This is a genomic window from Alistipes sp., from assembly GCF_048465575.1.
Taxonomy (GTDB): domain Bacteria; phylum Bacteroidota; class Bacteroidia; order Bacteroidales; family Rikenellaceae; genus Alistipes.
This window is the reverse complement of record NZ_DBFWLG010000009.1, coordinates 262,905-285,251: the sequence shown is the minus strand read 5'-3', so window position 1 is coordinate 285,251 and position 22,347 is coordinate 262,905. Positions and strand designations below refer to the sequence as shown.

Annotated in this window: 18 protein-coding genes; 9 read left to right on the top strand and 9 right to left on the bottom strand. The window is 62.2% G+C overall.

What is annotated here, in order from left to right; translation table 11 throughout:
- Nucleotides 1–32: 32 nt before the first annotated feature.
- The 3 genes from ACMQ11_RS03960 to ACMQ11_RS03950 all read right to left on the bottom strand — a co-directional run bounded on the left by ACMQ11_RS03960 (nt 33) and on the right by ACMQ11_RS03950 (nt 3,432).
- Nucleotides 33–1,073: a CapA family protein gene (locus ACMQ11_RS03960; protein ID WP_418991408.1), complete on the bottom strand. Its 1,041-nt coding sequence runs from the start codon at nt 1,071–1,073 to the stop codon at nt 33–35.
- Between the two features lie 6 nt (nt 1,074–1,079).
- Nucleotides 1,080–1,394, bottom strand: coding sequence for a DUF4491 family protein (locus ACMQ11_RS03955; RefSeq protein WP_418991407.1), 315 nt, complete (start codon nt 1,392–1,394; stop codon nt 1,080–1,082).
- A gap of 688 nt (nt 1,395–2,082) precedes the next feature.
- Nucleotides 2,083–3,432: a DcaP family trimeric outer membrane transporter gene (locus ACMQ11_RS03950; RefSeq protein ID WP_418991406.1), complete on the bottom strand. Its 1,350-nt coding sequence runs from the start codon at nt 3,430–3,432 to the stop codon at nt 2,083–2,085.
- A gap of 252 nt (nt 3,433–3,684) precedes the next feature.
- On the opposite strand from ACMQ11_RS03950, the gene ACMQ11_RS03945 reads away from it, so the two are divergent.
- From ACMQ11_RS03945 to ACMQ11_RS03915, 7 genes are all read left to right on the top strand, one after another.
- Nucleotides 3,685–4,854, top strand: a complete 1,170-nt coding sequence (locus tag ACMQ11_RS03945; RefSeq protein ID WP_418991405.1) for a metallophosphoesterase — start codon at nt 3,685–3,687, stop codon at nt 4,852–4,854.
- On the top strand, nt 4,845–5,930 hold the full coding sequence (locus ACMQ11_RS03940) for a dihydrofolate reductase family protein (protein ID WP_418991404.1): 1,086 nt from the start codon (nt 4,845–4,847) through the stop codon (nt 5,928–5,930). The genes ACMQ11_RS03945 and ACMQ11_RS03940 overlap by 10 nt, the downstream gene beginning before the upstream one ends.
- Nucleotides 5,931–6,034: 104 nt before the next feature.
- Nucleotides 6,035–7,489 carry a TolC family protein gene (locus tag ACMQ11_RS03935; protein ID WP_418991403.1) on the top strand — a complete coding sequence of 485 codons (1,455 nt, stop codon included), beginning with the start codon at nt 6,035–6,037 and terminating at the stop codon, nt 7,487–7,489.
- 12 nt (nt 7,490–7,501) lie between these two features.
- The gene (locus ACMQ11_RS03930) at nt 7,502–8,491 is read left to right on the top strand and encodes an HlyD family secretion protein (RefSeq protein WP_418991402.1); all 990 of its coding nucleotides are present in this window, start codon (nt 7,502–7,504) and stop codon (nt 8,489–8,491) included.
- Between the two features lie 3 nt (nt 8,492–8,494).
- Complete coding sequence (locus ACMQ11_RS03925; RefSeq protein ID WP_418991401.1) at nt 8,495–9,673, top strand: ABC transporter permease; 1,179 nt, start codon at nt 8,495–8,497, stop codon at nt 9,671–9,673.
- 52 nt (nt 9,674–9,725) lie between these two features.
- Complete coding sequence (locus ACMQ11_RS03920) at nt 9,726–10,952, top strand: ABC transporter permease (protein ID WP_418991400.1); 1,227 nt, start codon at nt 9,726–9,728, stop codon at nt 10,950–10,952.
- Nucleotides 10,949–11,428: a VOC family protein gene (locus ACMQ11_RS03915; RefSeq protein ID WP_418991399.1), complete on the top strand. Its 480-nt coding sequence runs from the start codon at nt 10,949–10,951 to the stop codon at nt 11,426–11,428. Before ACMQ11_RS03920 ends, ACMQ11_RS03915 begins: the two co-directional genes overlap by 4 nt.
- 31 nt (nt 11,429–11,459) lie before the next feature.
- On the opposite strand, the gene ACMQ11_RS03910 is transcribed toward ACMQ11_RS03915, so the two are convergent.
- The 6 genes from ACMQ11_RS03910 to mazG all read right to left on the bottom strand — a co-directional run bounded on the left by ACMQ11_RS03910 (nt 11,460) and on the right by mazG (nt 18,463).
- Nucleotides 11,460–14,369, bottom strand: a complete 2,910-nt coding sequence (locus ACMQ11_RS03910; protein WP_418991398.1) for an outer membrane beta-barrel protein — start codon at nt 14,367–14,369, stop codon at nt 11,460–11,462.
- 152 nt (nt 14,370–14,521) lie between these two features.
- A complete protein-coding gene (locus tag ACMQ11_RS03905; protein WP_418991397.1) occupies nt 14,522–14,959 on the bottom strand; it encodes a DUF4890 domain-containing protein in 438 nt (145 codons plus the stop codon).
- A 132-nt stretch (nt 14,960–15,091) separates the two neighbouring features.
- Nucleotides 15,092–15,853, bottom strand: a complete 762-nt coding sequence (locus ACMQ11_RS03900) for a LytR/AlgR family response regulator transcription factor (RefSeq protein ID WP_418991396.1) — start codon at nt 15,851–15,853, stop codon at nt 15,092–15,094.
- Entirely contained in the window at nt 15,850–17,151 is a 1,302-nt protein-coding gene (locus ACMQ11_RS03895; protein ID WP_418991394.1) for a histidine kinase, read from the bottom strand. The genes ACMQ11_RS03900 and ACMQ11_RS03895 overlap by 4 nt, the downstream gene beginning before the upstream one ends.
- Nucleotides 17,141–17,683, bottom strand: a complete 543-nt coding sequence (locus ACMQ11_RS03890; protein ID WP_418991393.1) for a gamma carbonic anhydrase family protein — start codon at nt 17,681–17,683, stop codon at nt 17,141–17,143. The genes ACMQ11_RS03895 and ACMQ11_RS03890 overlap by 11 nt, the downstream gene beginning before the upstream one ends.
- Nucleotides 17,684–17,686: 3 nt before the next feature.
- On the bottom strand, nt 17,687–18,463 hold the full coding sequence (gene mazG / locus ACMQ11_RS03885) for a nucleoside triphosphate pyrophosphohydrolase (RefSeq protein WP_418991392.1): 777 nt from the start codon (nt 18,461–18,463) through the stop codon (nt 17,687–17,689).
- 98 nt (nt 18,464–18,561) lie between these two features.
- On the opposite strand from mazG, the gene ACMQ11_RS03880 reads away from it, so the two are divergent.
- Together ACMQ11_RS03880 and ACMQ11_RS03875 are read left to right on the top strand one after the other, a co-directional pair.
- Nucleotides 18,562–20,718 (top strand): beta-N-acetylhexosaminidase, encoded by a 2,157-nt coding sequence (locus ACMQ11_RS03880; protein ID WP_418991391.1) that lies wholly within the window; start codon nt 18,562–18,564, stop codon nt 20,716–20,718.
- A gap of 7 nt (nt 20,719–20,725) precedes the next feature.
- On the top strand, nt 20,726–22,309 hold the full coding sequence (locus ACMQ11_RS03875) for a sulfatase (RefSeq protein WP_418991390.1): 1,584 nt from the start codon (nt 20,726–20,728) through the stop codon (nt 22,307–22,309).
- Nucleotides 22,310–22,347 lie beyond the last annotated feature (38 nt).

The window sequence follows — 22,347 nt, the reverse complement described above, 5'->3', positions numbered from 1 at the left end:
ATCGTTTGTTTTGATGGGGCTATTCGGATTACTTATAAAGCCGTTCCCGTCAACCGGTCCATATCGTCGCGGAAAAGGCGATAGGCTGCCGGCAGCGGGGCGGTATCGGCCGCAGCGGGCGGCAGGACGCGGTAGTCGGGCAGCCGGACCCAGACCGGTATGGTCTCCAGCGAGTAGGTCATGCGGCCGTCGGGGTGCTTCGCGGCCCCGATGCGGGCCACCAGACCGCCGTCGGTATAGCGGCGGCGCTGGTTCGAAACGAAATTGCCCAGCGAATAGAGCACCACGTGCGCGGAGTCCGCCTCCCAGGGCTGCACCACATGCGGGTGGCTGCCGACGATCAGATCGGCTCCGTGGCGCCTGAGAAAAGCCGCCAGGGCGCGCTGCGAGGCGTTCGGCTGCCGCGCGTACTCGTCGCCCCAGTGGATCGAAACCACCTTGCAGTCGACCCCCGCTTCGGCAGCCGCAGCCAGATCGCGGGCCATTTGCACCGTGTCGATCCGGTTGACGAGCGTCCCGGCGGGCACGGGCAGCCCGTTGGTGCCGTAGGTATAGTCGAGCAGGGCGAAGCGGATACCGCGGCAAGTGAGGTAGAGCGGGTTATTTTTCTTGTAATCAGCAGAATCGATGAACACACCCGTGCGCCGGATGCCGCAACTGTCCAGCTCGGAGGCCGTGGTCCGCATGCCCTCGCCGCCGCCGTCGCAGCAGTGGTTGTTGGCCAGACACGCCACGTCGACCCCCGCGCGCCGGAGCGCCCCGGCCAGCGCCGCGGGCGAGCGGAACTGAGGATAACCCGCGTAGCGGTCCCGGCGCGTGAGAGTGGTTTCGAGGTTGACGACCACCAGATCGGCCCCCTCGAACAGCGAACGAACCGCTCCGAGCGATGTGTCGTAATCGAATCCGCCGCCGCAGCGGGCCGCTTCGACCTGGGGCAGGTGCTGCATCACGTCGCCCGTGAAGAGCAGCTCCACGCGCACCGGAGCGGGCCGCTCCACCCTGGGGTTGAGGTAGGGCAGTCGACCGGGCAGCGAGCACGCCGCAAGCAGCAGGATGGATCGCAACGGCAGCACGTGGCCCTATCGTTTGGGATTGCGCGGGAACCAGCCTTTGGCGACCCGTTTCCGCTGCTCGAACAGTTCGCCGATCGACCAGAGCGACGAAGCGCCCCAGACGGCCAGCAGCGTGGACCACAGCACGTGCCGCACGGCCACCGAAGCCGCGATGGCGGCCAGCCCCATCACGAGAAACAGCCACCAGATCCGTACGCCGTAACGGTATTCGCCCCGGATGACCAGGGGATGAAACAGGCCGATAATCAAAAAGGTAGCAACCCCGATCACCAGACCCGTGAGGTTGTAGCGTGCAAGGAAATCAAACAATTCAAAATTCATAATTCACAATTCAAAATTCATAATTACGCGGGACGGGGCTGCCTTTTCACTTACGCTCCTCGACTGCGCTCGGGGGGGGGACCGCCCCTCGACGCTGCTCGGGGGTAGAGTGCGAGCCAGTTTTCGATCCACAGCGACAGTCGAGAGGAAACAGTCAGCGGAAGATTCCTCGCATCCGCTCGAAATGACCTTTCACCTTTAACCCGCCTGCGGCGGCTTGACTTTGCTAACGCTCGGCATAGCCTGCAAGCAGTCTCTGCACTCGCTCAACCGCAAAGTTCACTTTTCACCTTTCACCTTTCACTTTTCACCTTACTCGCGGTCCGCAGCCAGCGGCGGGCGTAAGACGCCCGTTTTAAGGGCGGCAAGCGGTCCGGGCGCTTTCGAGCCGGTTCCGCGCTCCCCGGTTTTGCGGTCCGCAGCCAGCGGAGGTCTGCTCGAAGCCTCTGGCGGAGTGCAGTCCTCCGCCCGGGGTGGCTGCGGACTGCCGCCGCTTCCAGCGGCGACTTCTTTGCTATAGCCTGCAACCCCTCGTCAGGCTCGGGGATCGAGAACACTTTTCACTTTTCACCTTTCACCCGCCTGCGGCGGTCTCTCCGCCGCCCGTAAAACGAACCTCTCAGGTTTGCAAAGATACGCAAAAAAACGGGCGATCCGTCTGGACCGCCCGCCAAAACCGGAAGACCGGTTAGAAATTGTACTGAATCATCAGATTGGCGCGGTTGGCATGGTTGGCGTTGCCGTTCATGTCCTTGCGCGAACCGTAGAGGTACTCGGCCCCGATCTTGCAGCGCGGGGTGATGGCGCAGAAGATATTGCCGAAGATGTAGCGGCCGCGCTTGTACTCGTCGTCCGAGTAGTAGCCGTGGTTGCGGCGCACGTTGACCTCCGAATAACCGCCCGAGAGCGCCAGACGGCGCGTCAGGTTGAGCTGTGCGGCAGCCTGCCAGCCCCACATGGGCATGGTCTGGATCTTGTCGGCATTCTGCGGGTTGGGCGTAAAGTCGAGGCCCGAGCCCGTGAGGTCCTGAATGTAGGGGGTGATGCCCTCGCCGTAGACGCCGTTCATGAACAGGCGCAGCGGACGGGCCACCTTGATCGTACCGCTGAACTGAGCGCCCCAGCCCAGCAACGTGGTGTTCTTGCTGGTGCGCAGGTTGCGGATATACATGGTGCGCACGACGCCCGAAGCGCGGATGTGGCTTTCGCGGTTGTTGCCCCACGAGAGTTGCAGGAAAGCGGGGAAATCGGGCACGCGCTGCCGCAGCTCGGCGAAATTGTCGTTGTAGGTGCCTTTCACGTTGGGCATTTCGGCTGCGACGCCGAACTGGAGCCGGTCGCGGGCGAACGAAACCTCCCAGCGGATCATCGTTGCAAAGTTGAAATTATAGGCGTTGGGACCCTGGAAATCGATCGTCTCGGGAGCGGCCTGCAAGTCGCAGAAAGTCGTCACGTCGCGTCCGAACGTGAAGCCCAGGAACGACACGTAAGCCGAACGCAGGCGGGGCGTGTAGCTGTTCTCGGCTCCGCCGCGGAAATCGGAGTCGATGAAGACGACCACGCGGCCCAGCGCGCGCGAATTGGTGATGGCTTTCAGGAAGACGCGCGAGGTCGTGGCGTCCATCATCAGCTTCTGCTTGGTGTTGTAATTGCCGTGTACGGGGATGTCGTAGGGGATGAAATCGATGTTGTCGACAATGCCGTCGAAATCATAGCCTGCACGCAGCCGGATGAAACCGCCCACTGCCAGCGAGAATTTGTTGTTCTTGGTTGCGAACAGGAATTGGGGCTTTTCAACCTGCTGGAAACCAGGGCGATGGGTCTCAATGTAGTCCTGCGTGGCATTGGCTATCGCCATGCGATTGAGGGCTGCCATCTGCTGGGCCGGGCCGCAGTTGTACACAGTGTCCACCTCCTGCACCGAGATGAGGTAGACCGTCGGCGAATACTCGCCATTCTGGGACGAGCCCGAATAGCGTTGGGCCGATGCGGTGGTTGCAAACAGCAGAGCCACAATCAAAAGTCGAAATGTTTTCATAAGCCGAATAAATTTGGTTTTTTTAATTAACTTGCTTGGTCGATATGTTTTGCTTTTGGAACACAATGAGTTAATATTCACCGGAAATTTAGCAAGTTGTATGCCAAAGAAACCGCACGGAATTTGATTTTCTCGGACGGAACCCAAAAATCGCTATCTTTGCCTGCACGACAGGGGTTGCGACATGAAGGGAAGAACGCAGCAACCGTTTTGCAGGGCCGCCTGCGTGTTTTCTAATATAAAAAGGTATATATGCTTCTGGTAATGATTCTGACTCTGGCCCTCGGCGCCGCAACTGCCGATTTTTTCCGCCTGCACCGTCTCCGGCGCCGGGGTGCGGCTGCGGCACGGCTGAGGCTGCCGGCCGCCTGGGCGGTCCTGACGGACCTGCTGCCGCTGGCGGTGGCGGTCTCGGGCGTGCTCGTGCGCGACAACACCCCGGCCTACATGTGGTTCGCCATGTGGGCGCTCTGGCTCTGGCTCGCAACGGTCCTGCCCCGGCTCGTTTTCTACCTCTTCGAGCTGGTGCGCCTCCCCCGCACCGGCAGGGTGCTGGGCGTCTGCGTGGCCCTGCTGATGATCTGGGGCGCCACGACGGGACGTACCCGGCTGCATATCAATAGGGTAGAGGTTGTCAGCTGCCGCATTCCGGCGGGTTTCGACGGCTACCGCATCGCGCAGCTCTCGGACATTCATCTGGGATCGGTGGTGCGGCCCGCGCGGGAGTTGCAGCGCATCGTCGACAGCGTGAACCGGCTGCGCCCCGACCTGGTGGTTTTCTCGGGCGATCTGGTAAATATCCGCTATACGGAGTTGGATTCCACGGCGATGCGCATCCTGGCCGGATTCCGCGCGCCGGTGGTCTCGGTCACGGGCAACCACGACGTCGGGGTTTACGTCAAGGACACGACGGCGCTGCCTGCCGCGGAGAACCTGCGCCGGGTCATCCGGCGGCAGCAGGCGATGGGGTGGCGGGTTTTGCAGGACACGACGCTTTACCTGAGATCGCACGGCGACAGCATCTCGCTGTCAGGCATTTCGTTCGACCCGGAATTGCGGAAGAAGCGCCACGACAAGGAGCTCCCGCCGGTCAGCAAAGCGGCCTACCGCGGGGTTCCCGACACGCTCTACAACATCACGGTGGTCCACCTGCCGCAGTTGTGGCCCCAGATCGCGGAGGCGGGGTACGGCGACCTGACCCTCGCTGGCCACGTCCACGCCATGCAGCTCAAGGTGCGCCTGCTGGGGCGCGCCTGGTCTCCGGCCCGGCTGCTCTACAAGCGCTGGAGCGGACGCTACGACGAGGCGGGCAGCACGCTATACATCAACGACGGCACGGGGTGCGTGGCCTATCCCATGCGGCTGGGCGCCTGGCCCGAGATCACCCTCTTCACCCTCCGACACGACCCCTCATGCGAATAACCCTCTCCGCCGCGGTCACGGCCGACGGCTACCTGGACAGTTGCGCCCCCGAGCGGCTGATTATCTCGACCCCCGAGGACTGGGCCGCGGTCCACGCCCTCAGGGCCGACCACGATGCCATCCTGGTCGGCGCCGAGACGCTCCGCTGCGACGATCCGGCCCTCGTGCTCCGGGACCCGCAGGCCCGCCTCGCGCGCATCGAAAAGGGCCTGCGGCCCGATCCGACCAAGGTGACGCTCACGCGCTCCGGACGGCTCTCGCCCGGCCTGCATTTCTTCACGCAGGGAGAGGCCGACCGGTATGTTTTTTCGACGCATGAATTGCCTGAACTCTCGTCTGTTGCCACGGTTATTTCAAGCAATGGCGAACCCCTGACGGCACGCTTCGTCGTGACCGAACTCGAAAAGCGGGGGATCGGGCGCCTCTTCGTCGAGGGCGGCTCCCGCATACTCGGTCTCTTCCTCTCGGAGCGTATGGCCGATACGCTCCGGCTGGCCGTCAACCCGGCGCTGCGCCTCGGTCCCGGACAGGGGGGCCGTGCCCGCTTCGAACCCCGTTTGCCCGCGGATACGCCCTGCCGGGAGGAGCGGCTCGGCGGCATGGAGGTTCGCACCTGGACCCTGCATCCCGATACCACGGAGGAGGACCTGGCCTATCTGCGGCTGGCCATAAGCGAGAGCCGCCGCTGCACGCCCGCACCGACCTCGTATCGTGTCGGTGCCGTGGTTGTTGCGGCCGACGGGCGCGTTTTCAAAGGTTATACCCACGAAACCTCTCCGACCCACCATGCCGAGCAGGAAGCTGTCGCCAAAGCCCTCCAGGCCTGCGCCGAACTGCGCGGGGCGGCGATCTACTCCTCGATGGAACCCTGCTCCACACGGGCGAGCGAGCCGGAAAGCTGTTCGCAACTGATTCTGCGGCACGGTTTTAGCCGGGTGGTTTTCGCACTCTACGAACCCGACCGTTTCGTCTGCTGCCGCGGGGCCTTGCTGCTGCGGGAGGCGGGGGTGGATGTGCGGGCCTATCCGTCGCTGGGCGAAGAGGTGCTCGCCGTGAACGCCCACCTGTGGCGGTAACGGGCGCAAAATGTGTCCTAAAAGCCCAATATTGGTCTAAATGGCTTCACTAAAGTAGTTTTATAACGGTTTTCGGTTATATTTGCCGCATAAATGCAAACGATATGAAATCAGCAATCTGGATAGCCCTTGCGGCGGCCGTGTTCGTCCCGGCCGGAACCGCATCCGCGCAACAGACGAAGCGGACGCTTTCGCTCGACGAAGCGATTGCCGTCACCCTCACGGAGAATCCGGCGATGAAAGCGGCCGCCTACGAGGAGCGGGCCGCCATGCAGCAGCGCCGGGCCGCCATCGGTCTGCGCATGCCGCAGATCAATGTCACGGGGGCCTATGCCTATCTGGGCAAGGACATCGGTTTCGATTTCAACGAGATGAAAGGTCCGGCCAAAGAGATAGCGGGCCAGGTGCTCGGCAGCGGACTGGTGCCGCCCGAGTTGATCCCCTCGATCCAGGGCCTTTTGAACCCCCTGATGAACGCCGACTGGTTTCTCAAGGTGCAGGACCGCAGCCTGGGCTTCGTGGGCGGCGAGGTGACCCTCCCGATCTGGATGGGCGGCAAGATCAACGCCGCCAACCGGGCCGCGAAGATCAACGAGCGCACGGCCGCAGCCGAGGGCGACCAGACGCGCAATGCGCTGGTCTCGGAGCTCGTCGAGCGCTATTTCGGCCTGTCGCTGGCCATGCAGGTCGTCGAGGTGCGCCGGCAGGTGGTCGAGGGGGTGCGCAAGCACCTCCAGGACGCCATCGCTCTGGAGCAGAACGGCATGCTGGCCCAGAGCGAACTCTACTACGTGCGTTTCAAGATGGCCGAGGCCGAGCGCGAGCTGGCCGATGCGCAGCTCAAAATGCAGACCGTTTCGAGCGCCCTGTCGAACACCCTGGGACAGCCCAACGACTGCCTGCCCGTCACGGCCATGTTCCTGCTGGAGCGGATCGAGGACCTCGCCTACTGGCAGCAGCTGGCCGCCGCGCGCAACCCGCTCCTCAATCAGGTATCGCTCAAGCGCCAGTTGGCCGAAGAGGGCGTGCGCGTACAGCGGGCCGACTTTCTGCCGCAGGTGGCGGCCATGGGCGGCGGGTCATTCTACAACTACCAGGTGGCCGGGCTGGTGCCCCGCTGGGCCGTCGGCGTGGGGGTGAACATCAAGATTTTCGACGGTCTGAACCGCGAATACAAGTACTCGGCCGCCAAGCAGACCGCCCGCCGGGTCGGGGAGTTGCAGAACAAGGCCGGGCGGGACATCGCGGTGCTGGTCGAGCAGCTCTACAACCAGCTGCTCAACTACCGCAACCAAATGGTTTCGATCGACGCCTCGCTGGCGTTCGCCGAGGAGTACCTGCGCATGAAGAACGCCGCCTTTCTGGAGGGCATGAGTTCGTCGACGGACCTGATCGACGCCGAGCTGAACCTGGCCAAGGTGCGGGCCGAGCGCCTCGAAGCGGCCTACAACTACGACCTCGGGCTGGCCCGGCTGCTCGAAGCGGCCGGTATCAGCGACGAATTTCCCGCCTATGCCCGCCGTGCCGATGCCCGGGCCATTCTTTTCGATCAAAAATAAAACACGGACGATATGAAACGAAACAATGTTATCGGAATCCTCGTTGCGGCGGCGGTCATCGTCGTCTCGGTCGTACTGATCAGCTGGTACCTCACCCGGCGGACGCCCATGCTGATCCAGGGCACGGTGGAGTGCACGACCTACAAAGCCTCGTCGAAAGTGCCCGGACGCATCGACTGCATGAAAGTACAGGAGGGCGACCGCGTGGAGCGGGGGCAGCTGCTCTACACGCTCTCCACGCCCGAACTGGAAGCCAAACTCACGCAGGCCGAAGCCGCCCAGAGCGCCGCCTCGGCGCTGGACGCCGCCGCCGTGGCCGGTGCGCGCGTGCAGCAGATCGAAGCCGCACTGAACATGTGGGAAAAGGCCCAGGCCGGGTTGGAGCTGGCCCGCAAGACCTACGAGCGGGTGAAGAACCTCTACGAACAGGGGGTCGTTCCCGAGCAGAAACTCGACGAGGCCTCGGCCAACTACAATGCCCTGAAAGCCACGGCGCAGGCCGCGCAGGCGCAGTACCAGCTGGCGCGCGACGGCGCCCGCAAGGAGGACAAGGAGGCCGCTGCGGCCCGGGTCCGTCAGGCGCAGGGGGCCGTGCAGGAGGTCGAATCCTACATCTCCGACGCCCTGGTCTACTCGCCCGTCACGGGTGAAATCTCGACTGTCATCGCCGAAGAGGGCGAACTGGTCGGCAGCGGCTACCCGGTGGTGGCCATTCTGGACATGAGCGACATGTGGGTGACGTTCAACATCAAGGAGACCCTCATGCCGCGCATCCGCATGGGGACCCGCATGCGGGGCTTCGTGCCGGCTTTGGACTGCGACGTGGACCTGCACGTCACCTACATCGCCCCGCAGGCCGATTTCGCCACTTGGGCCGCAACCCGCACGCAGGGCGGCTTCGACATCCGCACGTTCGCCGTGAAAGTCAAACCCGAGGCCGGCGTTCCCGGTTTGCGCCCCGGCATGAGCGTATTGGTGGACTGGGACCAAATCGAAAACTAAGCGATGCCCGGCTTCCTCCGAAATACGGGTGCCGTCCTGCGGCGCGAAATGGTACGCCTGACGCATCAGCCCATGTATTTCTCGCTGATGCTCGTGCTGCCCGTGGTGTCGTTCGCGTTCTTTGCCCTGTTGTTCAACCAGGGTGCGATCCGCAACATCCCCATCGCCGTGCTCGATGAGGACAACACCACGCTCTCGCGCAAGGTCGTACAGATGATCGACGACACCCCGACGGCGCTGGTCGCATACGGCATTCAGGACATGGACGAGGGCGAGCGGCTGATGCGCGAGGGACGGATCATGGCCATTATCCAGGTCCCGGCATTCTTCGAGAAGAACATCCTGAGCAACAGCCAGACCCACATCGAGAATTACGTCACGGGGACCAACATCACGGTCAACGGGCTTCTGTCGAAAGACATCCAGACCGCCGTGACGACCTTCACGGCCGGCATACAGATTCAACTGCTCACCAAGCAGGGACTGACCGAGCGGCAGGCCATGGCGCAACTGATGCCCGTGCGGTTCGACAAACACGTACTGTTCAATCCCCATATCAATTACGGCTATTACCTCTCGCCGAGCTTCATGCCGATGATGCTGCTGATCTTCGCCGTGATGACCACCGTTTTCGCCATCGGCACCGAGCTCAAGCACCGCACGGCCCGCGAGTGGCTTCTCACGGGCGGCGATTCGATGACCGCGTCGCTCTTGGGCAAACTGCTTCCCATCACCGCCGGGCTCTTCATGATCTCGCTGGTGATGCTCGTCATCATCTTCAAGATCGTCGGCACGCCGCTGAACGGCAGCCTCACGGTGATTCTGGTCGGCACGCTGCTCTTCCTTTTAAGCTACCAGTCGTTGTCGGTGATGATCGTGGCCCTCCTGGCCAACCTGCGTCTCTCGCTCTCGATCGGCGGAGGCTACTCCGTGCTGGCGTTCACCTTTTCGGGTCTCACGTTCCCGATCATGGCCATGTGGGAGCCGATGCGGTGGGTGAGCCGGATCTTTCCGTTCACCTACTACACCGACATCTTCGTCGACCAGATGCTGCGGGGCGCCCCGGCCGTCTACTCGCTGCCCGACCTGGGCTACATCGCGCTCTTCATCGTCCTGCCGCTTCTTGCGCTGCCGCGCTTGAGGAGGGTCTGCACCGAGGAGAAATTCTGGGGACGGCTGTGACCGATAAGAATCAAGAATTAAAAATTAAAAATTAAGAATTGGGGGGCGTGACATGACAAGATTCTCGAAGCAGATAAAATCCTACCGGCAGCAGCTGGGAACGGTCATGCGCAACGAGTTCCACGCGGTGTTCAGCGACGAGGGGGCGCTGCTGATCCTGGTCTTCGCGCTGATTATCTACGCCACGGCCTATTCGCTGGCCTACGGCTCGCAGGTGCTGCGCGACGTGCCCATCGGGGTGATCGACGAGAGCCGCACCGCGGCCAGCCGCAGCCTGATCCAGACGTTCAACGCCGGACCGAACACCTACGTGGCCTACAACCCCACCTCGATGGAGGAGGCCAGGGAACTCTTCTACGGCCGCCGGATTTACGGCGTGGTCTACATCCCCGAGTCGTACGAACGCGACCTCTTGGGCGGTTCGCAGGCCAATGTGGCCATCTATGCCGACGCCAGCTACTTTCTCATGTACCGGCAGGTGTTCCAGGAGCTGGTCACCACCATCGGCAAGACGGGCGCCATGGTCGAATTCCAGCGCCTGATCGCCAAGGGCGCCAACATCCCGCAGGCGCAGGCCACCGTGCAGCCCGTGATCTACGAGGCGCACAACCTCTTCAACCCCTACCTGGGCTATGCCACTTTCGTCATGCCGGCCATCATCATGGTCATCATCCAGCAGACGCTGCTCATCGGCATCGGCATGGTCGGCGGCACGTGGCGCGAATTCGGGCTCTACCACAAGCTCTGCCCTCCGGGACGGCGGCGCATGTCGACGCTTCCGGTCGTCGTGGGGCGCGCGCTGGTCTACGGAGGCATCTACGCCGTGACGAGCACCTACATCCTCGCATTGCACTACCGGCTGTTCCACTATCCGATGAACGGGGCGACGGGTACCGTCGTGCTCTTCATGCTTTGCTACCTCGCGGCCTGCATCGCGCTGGGAATCGCCCTGTCGACGCTGTTCCGCTACCGCGAGAACTCGCTGCTGCTCCTGCTATGGACCTCGATTCCGCTCCTGATGCTCAGCGGCGTTTCGTACCCCCGGGAGGGCATTCCCGACTGGCTCTTCACGCTGGGGCAGCTCTTCCCCAGCAGCCACGGCGTCGCGGGCTTCATCCGCATCCAATCGATGGGAGCTTCGACGGGCGAGGTGTTCCAGGAGATCAAGATGCTCGTCATCCTGACGGTGGTCTACGGCGGACTGGCCGCGATCGGCACCCACCAGGTCATCGGCCGCGAACTGCGCGAACGCGCAACAACCTGTCTGAGAAAACCATGAAACTGACTTTCGAGGCGCCGCTCCTTGCCGTGCGCGACGTGGAGCGCTCCAAACGCTTCTACTGCGAACTGTTCGACCAAAAGGTCGTGCTCGATTTCGGCGAAAACGTCACTTTCAGCGACGGGTTCGCCATTCAGGAGGGATTCGACCGCCTGACCGGCATTCCCCGGGCGTCGATCCGCGAGCGGCCGCACAACATGGAACTCTATTTCGAGACGAACGATCTGGAGGCCTTTATGCAGAAGCTCGAAGCGCTGGACAATCCCGTCGAGCTGCTCCATCCGCCCCGCACCTATCCGTGGCGGCAGCGCGTGGTACGTCTCTACGACCCCGACGGCCACCTGATCGAGGTGGGCGAAGCGATGCAGATCGTCGTGCGGCGGTGTCTGCGAGAGGGGCTTACGCCCCAACAGACGGCCGAAATCACGCAGCACCCGCTGGAGTTCGTCCTCCGATGCGCCGAAGAGTGCAAATAAAAAAGTCAGGCCCGAAAGCCTGACTTTTCCGTCAATGCCGGAACATGCCCGGAGGAGGTCCGCCGGGACCCATGCGTCGTGAACCGGACGCCGGCTCCACGCCTTCGTAATCTTTCACGTTGCGCGACCCTTTCTTGCCGAAGCGCCGCAGGTTGTAGGTGAACTGCACCATGTAGTAGCGGCCGACGACGCTGTTGGTGGCGTTCTGCGTCCACCCCGAGCCGGTCGAACGGGAAAATGCCTTGTTCTGGTTGAAGAGGTCGTTCACGCCGACCATCACCTCGCCGCGTTGGTTGCGGAATACCTTTTTGCCGATATAGGCGTTGCAGAGCAGGTAGTCGTCGTTGTAGTTGTTCGTGAATCCGAGGTACTGCGTGTAGGCGAGCGATCCGGTGAAAGTGAAGCCAAGCGGCAGGACGAATTTCATGTTGCCCTGTGCCGTGTGGTTGAAATAGCGGTTCTTGCCGACGCTCTTGTCGATCGAGTTGGTCGCCTCGTTGTAGGTGCCGTTCCACGAGAGGGTGAAATCGACGTTCTCCGAGATGTTGCTGCCCAGCACGGTGCGGAAATCGTAGCCCATGTTCTTGGCGTCGTTGCGCACGCCGTCGATGGCGCTCGGGGTCTTGGAGTAGACGATGCCCGCCATGACGTTGAAATTGCTCCGCAGGAACCCGACCGGCAGGCCGTAGCTCAGGTGGGTCATCAGGCTCCGGTAGCCGTTCATGTTCACCGGCCGCGAGTATTGGAGGTAATTGTAACCGTTCTGCACGTCCGGAATATCCACCGTCCCGTTGTAATGGACATCGGAGGTTATGTAATCCTGCGCCGCGCTGAACGAGAACATCCACATGAACGTACGGCCTTTCTCGACATTCGAATTGGTGTAGTGGAAATTGATCCGGTGGTAGTAGGAGGGGTTCAGATCGGGGTTACCGCTCGAAATGTATTGTGCATCCGATATGTCGAAAACGCTCTGGAGCTGCGTCACGGAGGGGTTGTCGGTATAGGACGAGACGAAGAGCCGCAGCGAGTTCTCGCGGTTGATGTTGAGCTGCCCCATCATGAAATAGGTCACGTCGTTGTAGTTGTGGCGGATCTTCTCGGCGTTGTCGCGCAGCACCTGCCCGTCGAGCGCCGAACGCTGGTAGTAGACGTTGGCCACGAACGTATTGCGGTCCTTGGAGTAGCGGAACCCGGGACCCACCCGCTGCGTGAGGTAGTTGCTCTCATAGGAGTTCGAGAGCGAGGGGGTGGGCTGCCGTCCGGCGATCGAGAAATCGCCCAGCGTCTCGTAGCTCTGCTTGTCGCGCTCCTGGTGCTCGTAGCCGAGACGGTACTGCATGCTGACCTGCGCGTGTTCGGCGACCGGCTCGGTATAGGTGAACTCGCCCCGCAGCGAGTAGCTGCTCGACGGCGCCAGGTTGCGCAGGTAGCGCAGCCGGGTGTAGCCCGTCGTGTCCCAGCCCCAAGGGGCGTCGACGCCTGCGGGCCGATCTTCGAGATAGCCCAGCAGGTTGGAGCTCGACGAGGAGTTGTTGGTGTTGTCCGAGTAGTTCACGCGGCCGTCCACGGTGATGGTCCGCCCCGTCTTGCCCAGTTTGGCGCGGTAGGTGGCGTTGGTACGGAGGTTGTAGCCGTGCCTGAGGCCGTCGCTGAAATTGTCGATGCGGCTGAAGCCGTTGTCGCCCCACTGCCAGCCGGCGGTCGAACTGAGCGGATCGTTGGACTGGTAGCTGAATCCGGGGCGGATCATCAGGTTCTGGTTCTCCGAAATCTTCCACTCCAGACGGGCGTTGAAACGGTGGTTGAATGCCCGCGTGTCGGAATAGCCGCGGGTCGAGAGCGTATCGACGTAGGGCGTTTCGTACCACTTGTCCACCGTCGAACGGTTCTCGGTATGGGTGTTGTTGAAGAAATAACTGCCCTGGAACGTCACCTGGTCGCGTTTGCCCCACGTGTCGGAGTAGTTGACGCCCAATGCGTTGACCGTAGCCACGCCGCTTTGCGGCCGGACCATATACTGACCGACGCCGCCCCGGCGGCGGCCGCCCGAATTGCCCGAGACGCCCAGAATGTCCTCGAACGAAAAGTTCTGCTGGTTGATGTTGTTGAACAGTCCGATGAAAGAGATCCGGCTGTCGCCGCTGAAGACGTTGGCATTGCCGCCCGCGACGTATTTGAACTTGTCCTCGGTCTTGGTGTCGGCATCGTAGCCCACACCGGCATAGAGCTTGCCGAACTGGCCCTGGCGCATGTTGGCGCGCGTGACGATGTTGATGGCCTTGTAGCCCTCGCCGTCGTCCATGCCCGAGAACTCGGCGGCGTCGGAGAGCTTGTTGTAGACCTCGATGCGGTCCACGGCCTCGGCCGGTAGCGACTTGATGGCTGTCGTGACATCCTCGCCGAAGAACTCCTTGCCGTCCACGAATACCTTTTTGATCTCCTCGCCCTGCGCTTCGACCGTGCCGTCCGACACGGTAATGCCCGGCATTTTCTTCAGCAGCCCCTCCACGTCGGCGTCGGCCACGACCTTGAACGCCCCGGCGTTGTAGCTCACCGTATCGCCTTTCTGCGAGGTGCGCAGCGCCTTGACCTCCTTGACCACCGTTTCAATCCGCACGCCCGGCTTGAGCTTCAGTTCGCCCAGGTTGAGTTTCGCGGCCGAGAGCTTGAATGCCATCTCGAGGTTATCGTAACCCAGGAACGCAACCGAAAGGGTATACTCGCCGTAGGCAAGCCCCGGGATCGACAGCGCCCCCTTGTAGGCCGAGGTGAAATACTGTTTTTTGTCCGGAGTCTTGACCGGAGCGACCGTCACGACGGCCCCGGCGACGCTTTCGCCGGTTTCGGCATCGACCACGGTCGCCGAGACGGTGCCCCGCTGGGCGAACGCAGCGGCAGCGACGAGCGTCGCAAGCGCAGTCAGTAGTATTCGTTTCATCTTTAATGCTTGTTTGCCTGTGTATTTTGCGTCTGCGAAGATACTCTTTTTCCCGCAGATTCCGGTTCCGGGCCGGGTGAATCGACAAAAAAAGGGTGTCAGTTGACCAACCGACACCCCTTGCGACCGAGCGGTCTTCCGACTCCGAGCCGCTATTTGCGCGGACAATCTTTTTTCGAATCCCCGCAGTTGCGGTTGTTCATGCAATCCTTGTTGCCCTTGTTGTTCTTGCCCATGCGGTTGTGATGCATCTCGCCCGGACGGGGGCCCTGCATCTGCGACCACTCGACGAACTGCTCGGTCGTGAGCACCGATTTCATCTTCTCGGCCTCGGCGTTGCGTGCGGCGCGCATCTGTTCGCGCTGTGCCTGCATCTGCTTGATCTGCGCGAGGTTGATGTCGTAGACCTGCTTGGCCTGCGCATCCGTAAGCTTCAGCCGCTGGGTCATGCGGTCGGTCATGCGCTGCGCCATCTGCTCGACCGTGGGACGCTCCTTGGTCTGGGGAGCCATTTTCCGTTCCTGTGCGAAAGCACCCGTTCCTGCCATCAGGCAAAGAGCCATTGCGGCTGCAAAAATTTTCTTTTTCATCGTTTTTGAAATTTTGGTTTGTCCATCGATTCGGACCTCGTTCATCGGGGTCTTACGTTGCAAAGGTAGGGCCAAAACGAAAACCCGAAGCCGGAACTTCGGGTCAAACGGAAAAACCGCACGGTCAACCGGCTACCCGGCGGGGTGAACCGACCGCAGCCAGGCCTTGAATTCGGGGACGCGGGCCTTGGAGATGACGATCCGCTCGGGGGTCGGGACGGTGAGATGGAGCGCCAGGCGGCTGCCGAACCAGACGACGATCTCCCCGACGGCCCTGCGCGAGACGATGAACTGGCGGTTGGCCCGGAAAAAATCCGCCTCGGGAAGCAGCGTCTGCAACGCTTCGAGCGTCTTGTCGAGCGGATAGACGGCGCCGTCGAAGCAGCAGGCCGTGACCTTTTCGTTGGAGGTATAACAATAGGCGATCTGTTCGCGCCGCAGGGGGATGATCTTGTCGCGCACGTGGACGAGGAACGTGTCCTCCTGCTGCCGTTCGGCCAGCTCCCGGACGCGCGAACCGTATTCGAGGCGCTCGCTGCCCGTCAGCCGGCGCAGCTTTTCGAGCGCCCGCGCCACGTCGGCGGCGTTGATGGGTTTCAACAGGTAGTCGATGCTGCTGACCTTGAATGCTTCGAGCGCATACTGGTCGTAAGCGGTGGTGAAGATGACCGGAGCGGTGATCTCCACGGCACGGAAAATCCGGAACGACTCGCCGTCCGCGAGGTGGATGTCCATGAAGAGCAGGTCGGGCTGTGGGTTGGATTCGAGCCAGGCGACGCTCTCCGAGACGCTTTCGAGTGTGTCGAGAATCTCCATTCCGGGCGCCACCTGCCTGAGAATGGCCCGCAGGTTCTGCGCGGCGGCGGTCTCGTCTTCGATAATCAGTGCTTTCATTGTCCGGCGGGTTTCTGAAGCGGCATGCGCACGGTGAAGGTATGCCCGTCGTCCACGATCTCGATGTCGCGTCCCGTGATGAGACGCCAGCGGTTCGAGAGGTTTTCGAGCCCGATGCCCGTCGAGGGTTCGGCTTCCAACTTGGGTACCTTGGGGTTCGAAATCTCCAGCCAGCCGTCGCGCGTGCGGATCGAGACGTGAAGCGGGTTGTTCCGGGTGATGGTGTTGTGTTTCACGGCGTTGCCGATCAACGGCTGCATCGTCAGCGCCGGGAGCGTCCATTGCAGGTAGCGCTCCTCCACGTCGATGTCGAAGAAGAGCTTGTCGGCATAGCGGATGCGGAACAGGTAGCTGTACGCCTCGACGAATTTCAGCTCCTCCTCGAGGGTCATCAGCGTGCTCTGCCCGTTCTGGATGATGTAGCGGAACGTGTAGGAGAGCTGGTCGATGTAGGTGAGGGCTTTCTGGTCGAGCTTTTCGCGCACGAGCATGGCCAGCGTGTTGAGCGAATTGAAGAAGAAATGGGGATTGATCTGCCCCACGAGCATGTTGTAGCGCGTGGCCAGGTTCTCGTTCTTGAGCCGCTCGTTCTCCATCACCACGGCCTGCTGGCGCGAGATGAGCACATAGGTCCAGCCGAAGAGCATCGAGACCACGACGGCGAACGAGCATTTGAGCAGCAGCATGTAGTCGAGCATCCGGCCGCCCATGAAATTCAGTTCGATGCGTCCCGTGTGCCAGTCGGTCACGGGGGCCAGCAGGTAAAGTCCCACGGCGGCCGCAAGGCACCACATGCAGCGGCGCGCGAACCGGCCCGGGGTGTAGTTCCGCCGGACCGACGTGAGGATCGAGAGCAGAATAAAGGATACGAGCAGGTAGTAGAGCAGTTGCAGCGACATTTCCACCGTCTCGGACGGGCGGTTGAAGAGGGCTCCGTAGTCGAACTCCCGTCCGTTGCGCATGCGGACCGCCGTCAGCATGGGGTGGGCGCCAGCACGGCGCGGCACGAGGTCGGCCACGAGCCGGTCGCCGTCCCGCAGATTGAGCCGCCGGATGCGCTGTATGGTCACGTAGACGCTGTCGCCGCCCGGGTAGATCAGGTAGCCGTGGCCGTCGGGACTGACCGAAAGGACCCCCTCCCCGGCCCGTCGGACGATCCGTTCGTCGGGCGGCTTGGGCTGCTCGCTCCGCTGGTCGACGAAAAACAGCAGCAGGTAGGAGAAATTCACCACCAGACTCACTGCCACGGCCACCAGCAGGTTGAGCACGACAGGGGCGTATCTCGATTCACGCACCATGCTGTTCCTCCTTATACCACGATGCGTAGAGCATGTAGTCGCGGGCCGTGCGGCGGATGATCTCCTCGCGCTGCTCGGGAGTCACCTCCTTGACCTTGCGGGCCGGAACGCCCGCATAGACCGAGTCGGGTTCGAGTTGCGCGTTCGAAAGGACCAGCGCGTTGGCGGCGATGATGCAGCCCGAGGGGATGTGCGCATTGTCGAGCAGGGTAGCGCCCATGCCGATCAGGCAGTTGTCGCCGATCACCGCACCGTGGATGATGGCGTTGTGGCCCACCGAAACGTCGTTGCCGATGATCGTCTGCGACGGGTTCTTGGCCCCGTCGTAGATCGTGTGGAGCACCGCGCCGTCCTGGATATTGGTCCGGTCGCCGATCACGATTTTGTTCACGTCGCCCCTCAGTACCGCATTGTACCAGATGGAGCAGTCCCGGCCGACGGTCACGTCGCCCAGCAAGACGGCCGTTTCGGCCAGAAAGGTATTTTCTCCCACCACGGGTTCGTGCCCGCGCACTTTTCGAATCAATGCCATAATTTACTCTTTGTGTTTGGCTTCCCGCCATAGCTCCTCCATGCGGTCGAGCGGCATGTCATGCAGTGTAACTCCCTGTTCGGCCGCCTTTTCCTCCATGCAATCGAAGCGGCGGATGAATTTCTTGTTGGTCCGTTCGAGCGCCGATTCGGGGTCCACGCCGTACAAGCGGCAGGCGTTGACAAGGGCGAAGAACAGGTCGCCGAACTCATCCTCCATTTTACGCTTGTCCGAGGCCCGCATTTCGGCCTCGACCTCGGCGATCTCCTCTTTCACCTTGTCCCACACGTCCTCCTTACGCTGCCAGTCGAACCCCGTTGCGGCGGCTTTCTCGCCCACGCGGTAGGCCTTGACCATCGCGGGCAGCGAGCGGGGCACTCCGCCGAGCGTACCGCTCTTGCGGTTCTTCTTGCGCAGTTTGAGCGCCTCCCAGTTCTCCTTGACCTCCCCGGGCGTGTTGGCGTGAATATCCCCGTATACGTGCGGATGGCGGTAGATGAGCTTGTCGCATACAGCGTCCGCCACGTCGGCATAGTCGAAAGCTCCCTCTTCCTCGCCCAGCTTGGAGTAGAACACCACATGGAGCAGCAGGTCGCCCAGCTCCTCCTTGATACCCTCCAGGTTGTGGTCGGTAATGGCATCGGCCAGTTCGTACGTCTCCTCGATGGTGTTGCTGCGCAGCGAATCGAACGTCTGTTCCCGATCCCAAGGGCATTCGCGGCGGAGGGTGTCCATCACCTCCAGCAGCCGGGCCGTGGCCTTCAGTTTTTTATCTTCCATAGTTATCTCACACCCGAAACGAGGTGTCTTGCACCCGCAAAGGTAGCAAATCGGCGGAAAAAATGTAACTTTGTTCCCGACAAATATCCGACCCCCGCATGAAACTACGCATCCTCATTCTCCTGGCGGCCCTCTTCGCAGGGCTCGACCAAGCCCATGCACAACCCGCTCCGGCCTGCCGCACCGACCGGGAGGGCGCTTTCGAGTTGACCCGGCAAACCGCGATCTGCTTCGAAAAAGGGCTCGCGCCGCTGGCCGACTACCTCCTGGAGCATACCAACGTCGAAACCGCCAGCGATCGTATCTCCTCCGACCCGGCCGTCGTGCTCGAAACCGATCCGGCTCTGGCCGACGAAGCCTACCGGCTCGACATCGGCACCGAACGCATCCGCATCACGGGCGGCGGTTACGGCGGCGTGTTCAACGGCATTCAAACCCTCCTGCGGGAGCTGCCGCCCGAGGTCTACGCCAAAGCGTGTCCGCTGCCCGTCCGGATCGGCTGCACGGCGATCGAGGACGCCCCGCGCTTCGCCTACCGCGGGATGCTGCTCGATGTGGTGCGCACGTGGATGGATGCGGATGCTGTGAAGCGTTATATAGACCTGCTGGCCTATCACAGTATCAATAAATTGCACCTTGTCCTGTCGAACGACGAGGGGTGGCGGATCGAAATTCGTTCGCACCCCGAGCTGGCCCCGACGGGCGGTTTTCGCGGCGGCGATTCGCCCGTGCGGGCGATCTGGGGCAAGTGGGAGGAGAAATACGGCGGTTACTACACGCAGCAGCAGATGCGCGGGATCGTTGCATACGCCGCGCAGCGCAACATCGAGATCATCCCCGAGATCGACCTGCCCGGACACAGCCGCGCTTTCGGATCGGTCTATCCCGAGATTCGCTGCAACTACCGGCCCGACACGGTTTCGACCAACGGCTACGACTACCGCTCGGCGTGGTGCGTGGCCCGCGAGGCGAACTACGGGATACTCGAAGACATTTTGGGTGAAATCTGCGCGCTCTTTCCCTCGGAGTACATCCATGTGGGCGGCGACGAGGTCGATATGAGCCAGTGGGAGCGCTGCCCCGACTGTCGGGCGCTGATGCGGCGGCTCGTAACGGACGACCCGCACCGGCTGGAGGACCTCTTCATGGAGCGCATGGCCGCAATCCTCGAAGCCAACGGCAAACGTCCGGGTGTCTGGAACGAAGCGGTCCGGACCGGAGCGTTCACGCGCCGGAGCCGCGCCTACGGCTGGGAGAGCATCGAGGCGTGTCTCGATGCCGCGGACAAAGGCTACCCGACGGTCGTGATGCCGGGGCAGTATTTCTATTTCGACATGCGCCAATCGCAGCACGAGGAGGGCCACCAGTGGGCCGCGATCTTCGATGCCCGGAAAGTCTACGGGTTCGATCCCGCCGAACTGGGCTTCACGCCCGCACGGATGCAGCACGTGGCGGGGCTCGAGGGTTCGTTCTTCAGCGAAGCCTACGTTTCGCACGAGCCCGAGAAGCCCGATTACATGGACTACATGTGTTTCCCGCGCATCTGCGCCCTCTCGGCGGTCGCCTGGGGCAGCGGCGGAGAGTGGGAGGAGTACTACCGCGCCCTGCACGACCGGCACTACGACCGCCTGGCGGCGATGGGCATTCGGTTCCGGCTCTTCCCGCCCGCAGTGCGCTACGAAAAGGGGCTGTTCAGCGCTTCGACCGACGACGGGGCCGAAATCCGCTACCTGGTCGGCGATTCGCCTGAGGAGCATCGCTATATGGGGCCGATCCGCACGGACAACCCCCATCTCTTCCGATTCTTCACGCGCTACAAGACGGCCCGCAGCCCCTACGTGGCCGACAAATCGTTCTACCGCACCGCTGCGCCCGCACTGACGCTCACCTCCTCGATGGGAGAGAGCCGCAAATTCCCCTATGCCAACGCCTCGTCGTACCGGGGCGCCAGCTGCACGGCCCGCGCCTGCCGCGAGGGAGACTGGGTGCTCTATGCGTTCGACAAACCCGTTGCGTGCCGCGAAATGTTCCTACAGACCGGCACGCGCCACCTGCCCAAATACATTCTTACGACGGGATACGCCGAGGTTTCGTACGACGGCACGACGTTCGAGCGCGTCGCCGAACTGGAAAAGGGCGCCGTCACGCTGCGGCCCGAAAAGCCTGTGCGGGCCGTGCGTCTGGTTTCGACCTGCCGGGACAACGGCACGCCCTATGTGATGGTTCAACCGCCTGTCGTCAAACCTGTTTTATAATAGCGATATGAACAAACACAGATTCACGAAATGCGTGGCGACGGTAGGATTGATCCCGCTGGCTGTCGGGTGTGCACAGACGGCCAAGCAGCAACGGCCCAACATCCTCTTCATCCTTTCGGACGACCACACCTCGCAAAGCTGGGGCATTTACGGCGGCGTGTTGGCGCCTTATGCCCACAACGCGAACATCGCCCGCCTGGCAGCCGAAGGGTGCGTGCTGGACAATGCTTTCTGCACCAATTCGATCTCGGTCCCCAGCCGGGCCGCGATCCTCACGGGACAGTACAGCCACCTGAACGGGGTCTACACGCTCGACGATGCCCTGTCGCCCGAGCGGGACAACATCGCCAAGCGGTTGCAGCAGGCGGGCTACCGCACGGCACTGTTCGGCAAGTGGCACCTGAAAAAGGAGCCTGCGGGATTCGACCGCTACGAGGTGTTCCACGATCAGGGCACCTACCGCGATCCGGTATTCAAAAGCCCCGAAAACTGGGTGGACGACGACAAGGGGATCGGCGGCACGGTCGAAAAGGGCTTCTCGACCGACCTGGTGACCGATAAGGCGATCCGCTGGATGCGGGAGCGCGACCGGAGCCGACCGTTTTCCCTCTTCTGTCATTTCAAGGCCACGCACGAACCCTGCGACTTTCCCGAACGCTTCGCCCGCCTCTACGACGGGGTGACGTTCCCCGAGCCAGAGAACCTGCTGGAGTTCGGTTCCGCGCAATCGGGCCGCACATTCCCCGGACAGCCGCTCGAAACGATGGCGTGGCGCTGGCAAAAGGCATACACCGATCCGGAGAACTGGTGGACCTACTATCCCGAGCTGCCGTTCGAGGCCGACGGGCTCGACTCCGTCGCAACGCGCCGGGCGATCTACCAGAAACTCGTCCGCGACTACCTGCGCTGCGCCGCTGCGATCGACGACAACATCGGCCGCCTGCTCGACGAACTCGACCGGCAGGGGCTGGCGGAAAACACCGTCATGATCTATGTCTCGGACCAGGGCTATTTCCTCGGCGAGCACGGCTTCTTCGACAAGCGCATCATGTACGAGGAGCCGCTGCGCATGCCTTTCGTGATCCGCTACCCGCGGGAGATTTCCACCGGAACCCGCAACCGGGACCTCGTTACCAATGTCGATTTCGCCTCGCTGCTGGCCGACTATGCCGGAGCCGAGCCGCCCTCGGAAGCACAGGGCCGCAGTTTCCGCGACAATCTCCGGGGCCGCACGCCCGGCGACTGGCCCCGGAGCATGTACTACCGCTACTGGACCCAGCACGAGATACGTCCCGCGCACATGGGTATCCGCAACGAGCGTTACAAGCTGATCTTCTTCTACGGCGACCGGCTCGGCATGACCGGCTCGGACGACTGCACGACGGCTCCATCGTGGGAGTTCTACGATCTGGAGACCGACCCGCACGAAAACCGCAACCGGTACGGCGATCCGGCCTATGCGGCGGTGATCGGGCGGATGAAACACGAACTGCTCGCGCTGCGCGAAAAATACCGCGATACGGACGAGGGGTCGGAGCGCATGCGGCGGATCATGGAACGGTACTATGACACCGCACTGGAACAGTAAAACGCAAGACGGAGTGTAGGTCGGCTACACTCCGTCTT

Bases quoted from the DNA above. Each gene is read 5' to 3' on its own strand.
- ACMQ11_RS03955 (WP_418991407.1), bottom strand. From the start codon at position 1,394: ATGAATTTTGAATTGTTTGATTTCCTTGCACGCTACAACCTCACGGGT.
- ACMQ11_RS03950 (WP_418991406.1), bottom strand. From the start codon at position 3,432: ATGAAAACATTTCGACTTTTGATTGTGGCTCTGCTGTTTGCAACCACC.
- ACMQ11_RS03945 (WP_418991405.1), top strand. From the start codon at position 3,685: ATGCTTCTGGTAATGATTCTGACTCTGGCCCTCGGCGCCGCAACTGCC.
- ACMQ11_RS03940 (WP_418991404.1), top strand. From the start codon at position 4,845: ATGCGAATAACCCTCTCCGCCGCGGTCACGGCCGACGGCTACCTGGAC.
- ACMQ11_RS03935 (WP_418991403.1), top strand. From the start codon at position 6,035: ATGAAATCAGCAATCTGGATAGCCCTTGCGGCGGCCGTGTTCGTCCCG.
- ACMQ11_RS03930 (WP_418991402.1), top strand. From the start codon at position 7,502: ATGAAACGAAACAATGTTATCGGAATCCTCGTTGCGGCGGCGGTCATC.
- ACMQ11_RS03925 (WP_418991401.1), top strand. From the start codon at position 8,495: ATGCCCGGCTTCCTCCGAAATACGGGTGCCGTCCTGCGGCGCGAAATG.
- ACMQ11_RS03920 (WP_418991400.1), top strand. From the start codon at position 9,726: ATGACAAGATTCTCGAAGCAGATAAAATCCTACCGGCAGCAGCTGGGA.
- ACMQ11_RS03915 (WP_418991399.1), top strand. From the start codon at position 10,949: ATGAAACTGACTTTCGAGGCGCCGCTCCTTGCCGTGCGCGACGTGGAG.
- ACMQ11_RS03910 (WP_418991398.1), bottom strand. From the start codon at position 14,369: ATGAAACGAATACTACTGACTGCGCTTGCGACGCTCGTCGCTGCCGCT.
- ACMQ11_RS03905 (WP_418991397.1), bottom strand. From the start codon at position 14,959: ATGAAAAAGAAAATTTTTGCAGCCGCAATGGCTCTTTGCCTGATGGCA.
- ACMQ11_RS03900 (WP_418991396.1), bottom strand. From the start codon at position 15,853: ATGAAAGCACTGATTATCGAAGACGAGACCGCCGCCGCGCAGAACCTG.
- ACMQ11_RS03895 (WP_418991394.1), bottom strand. From the start codon at position 17,151: ATGGTGCGTGAATCGAGATACGCCCCTGTCGTGCTCAACCTGCTGGTG.
- ACMQ11_RS03890 (WP_418991393.1), bottom strand. From the start codon at position 17,683: ATGGCATTGATTCGAAAAGTGCGCGGGCACGAACCCGTGGTGGGAGAA.
- mazG (WP_418991392.1), bottom strand. From the start codon at position 18,463: ATGGAAGATAAAAAACTGAAGGCCACGGCCCGGCTGCTGGAGGTGATG.
- ACMQ11_RS03880 (WP_418991391.1), top strand. From the start codon at position 18,562: ATGAAACTACGCATCCTCATTCTCCTGGCGGCCCTCTTCGCAGGGCTC.
- ACMQ11_RS03875 (WP_418991390.1), top strand. From the start codon at position 20,726: ATGAACAAACACAGATTCACGAAATGCGTGGCGACGGTAGGATTGATC.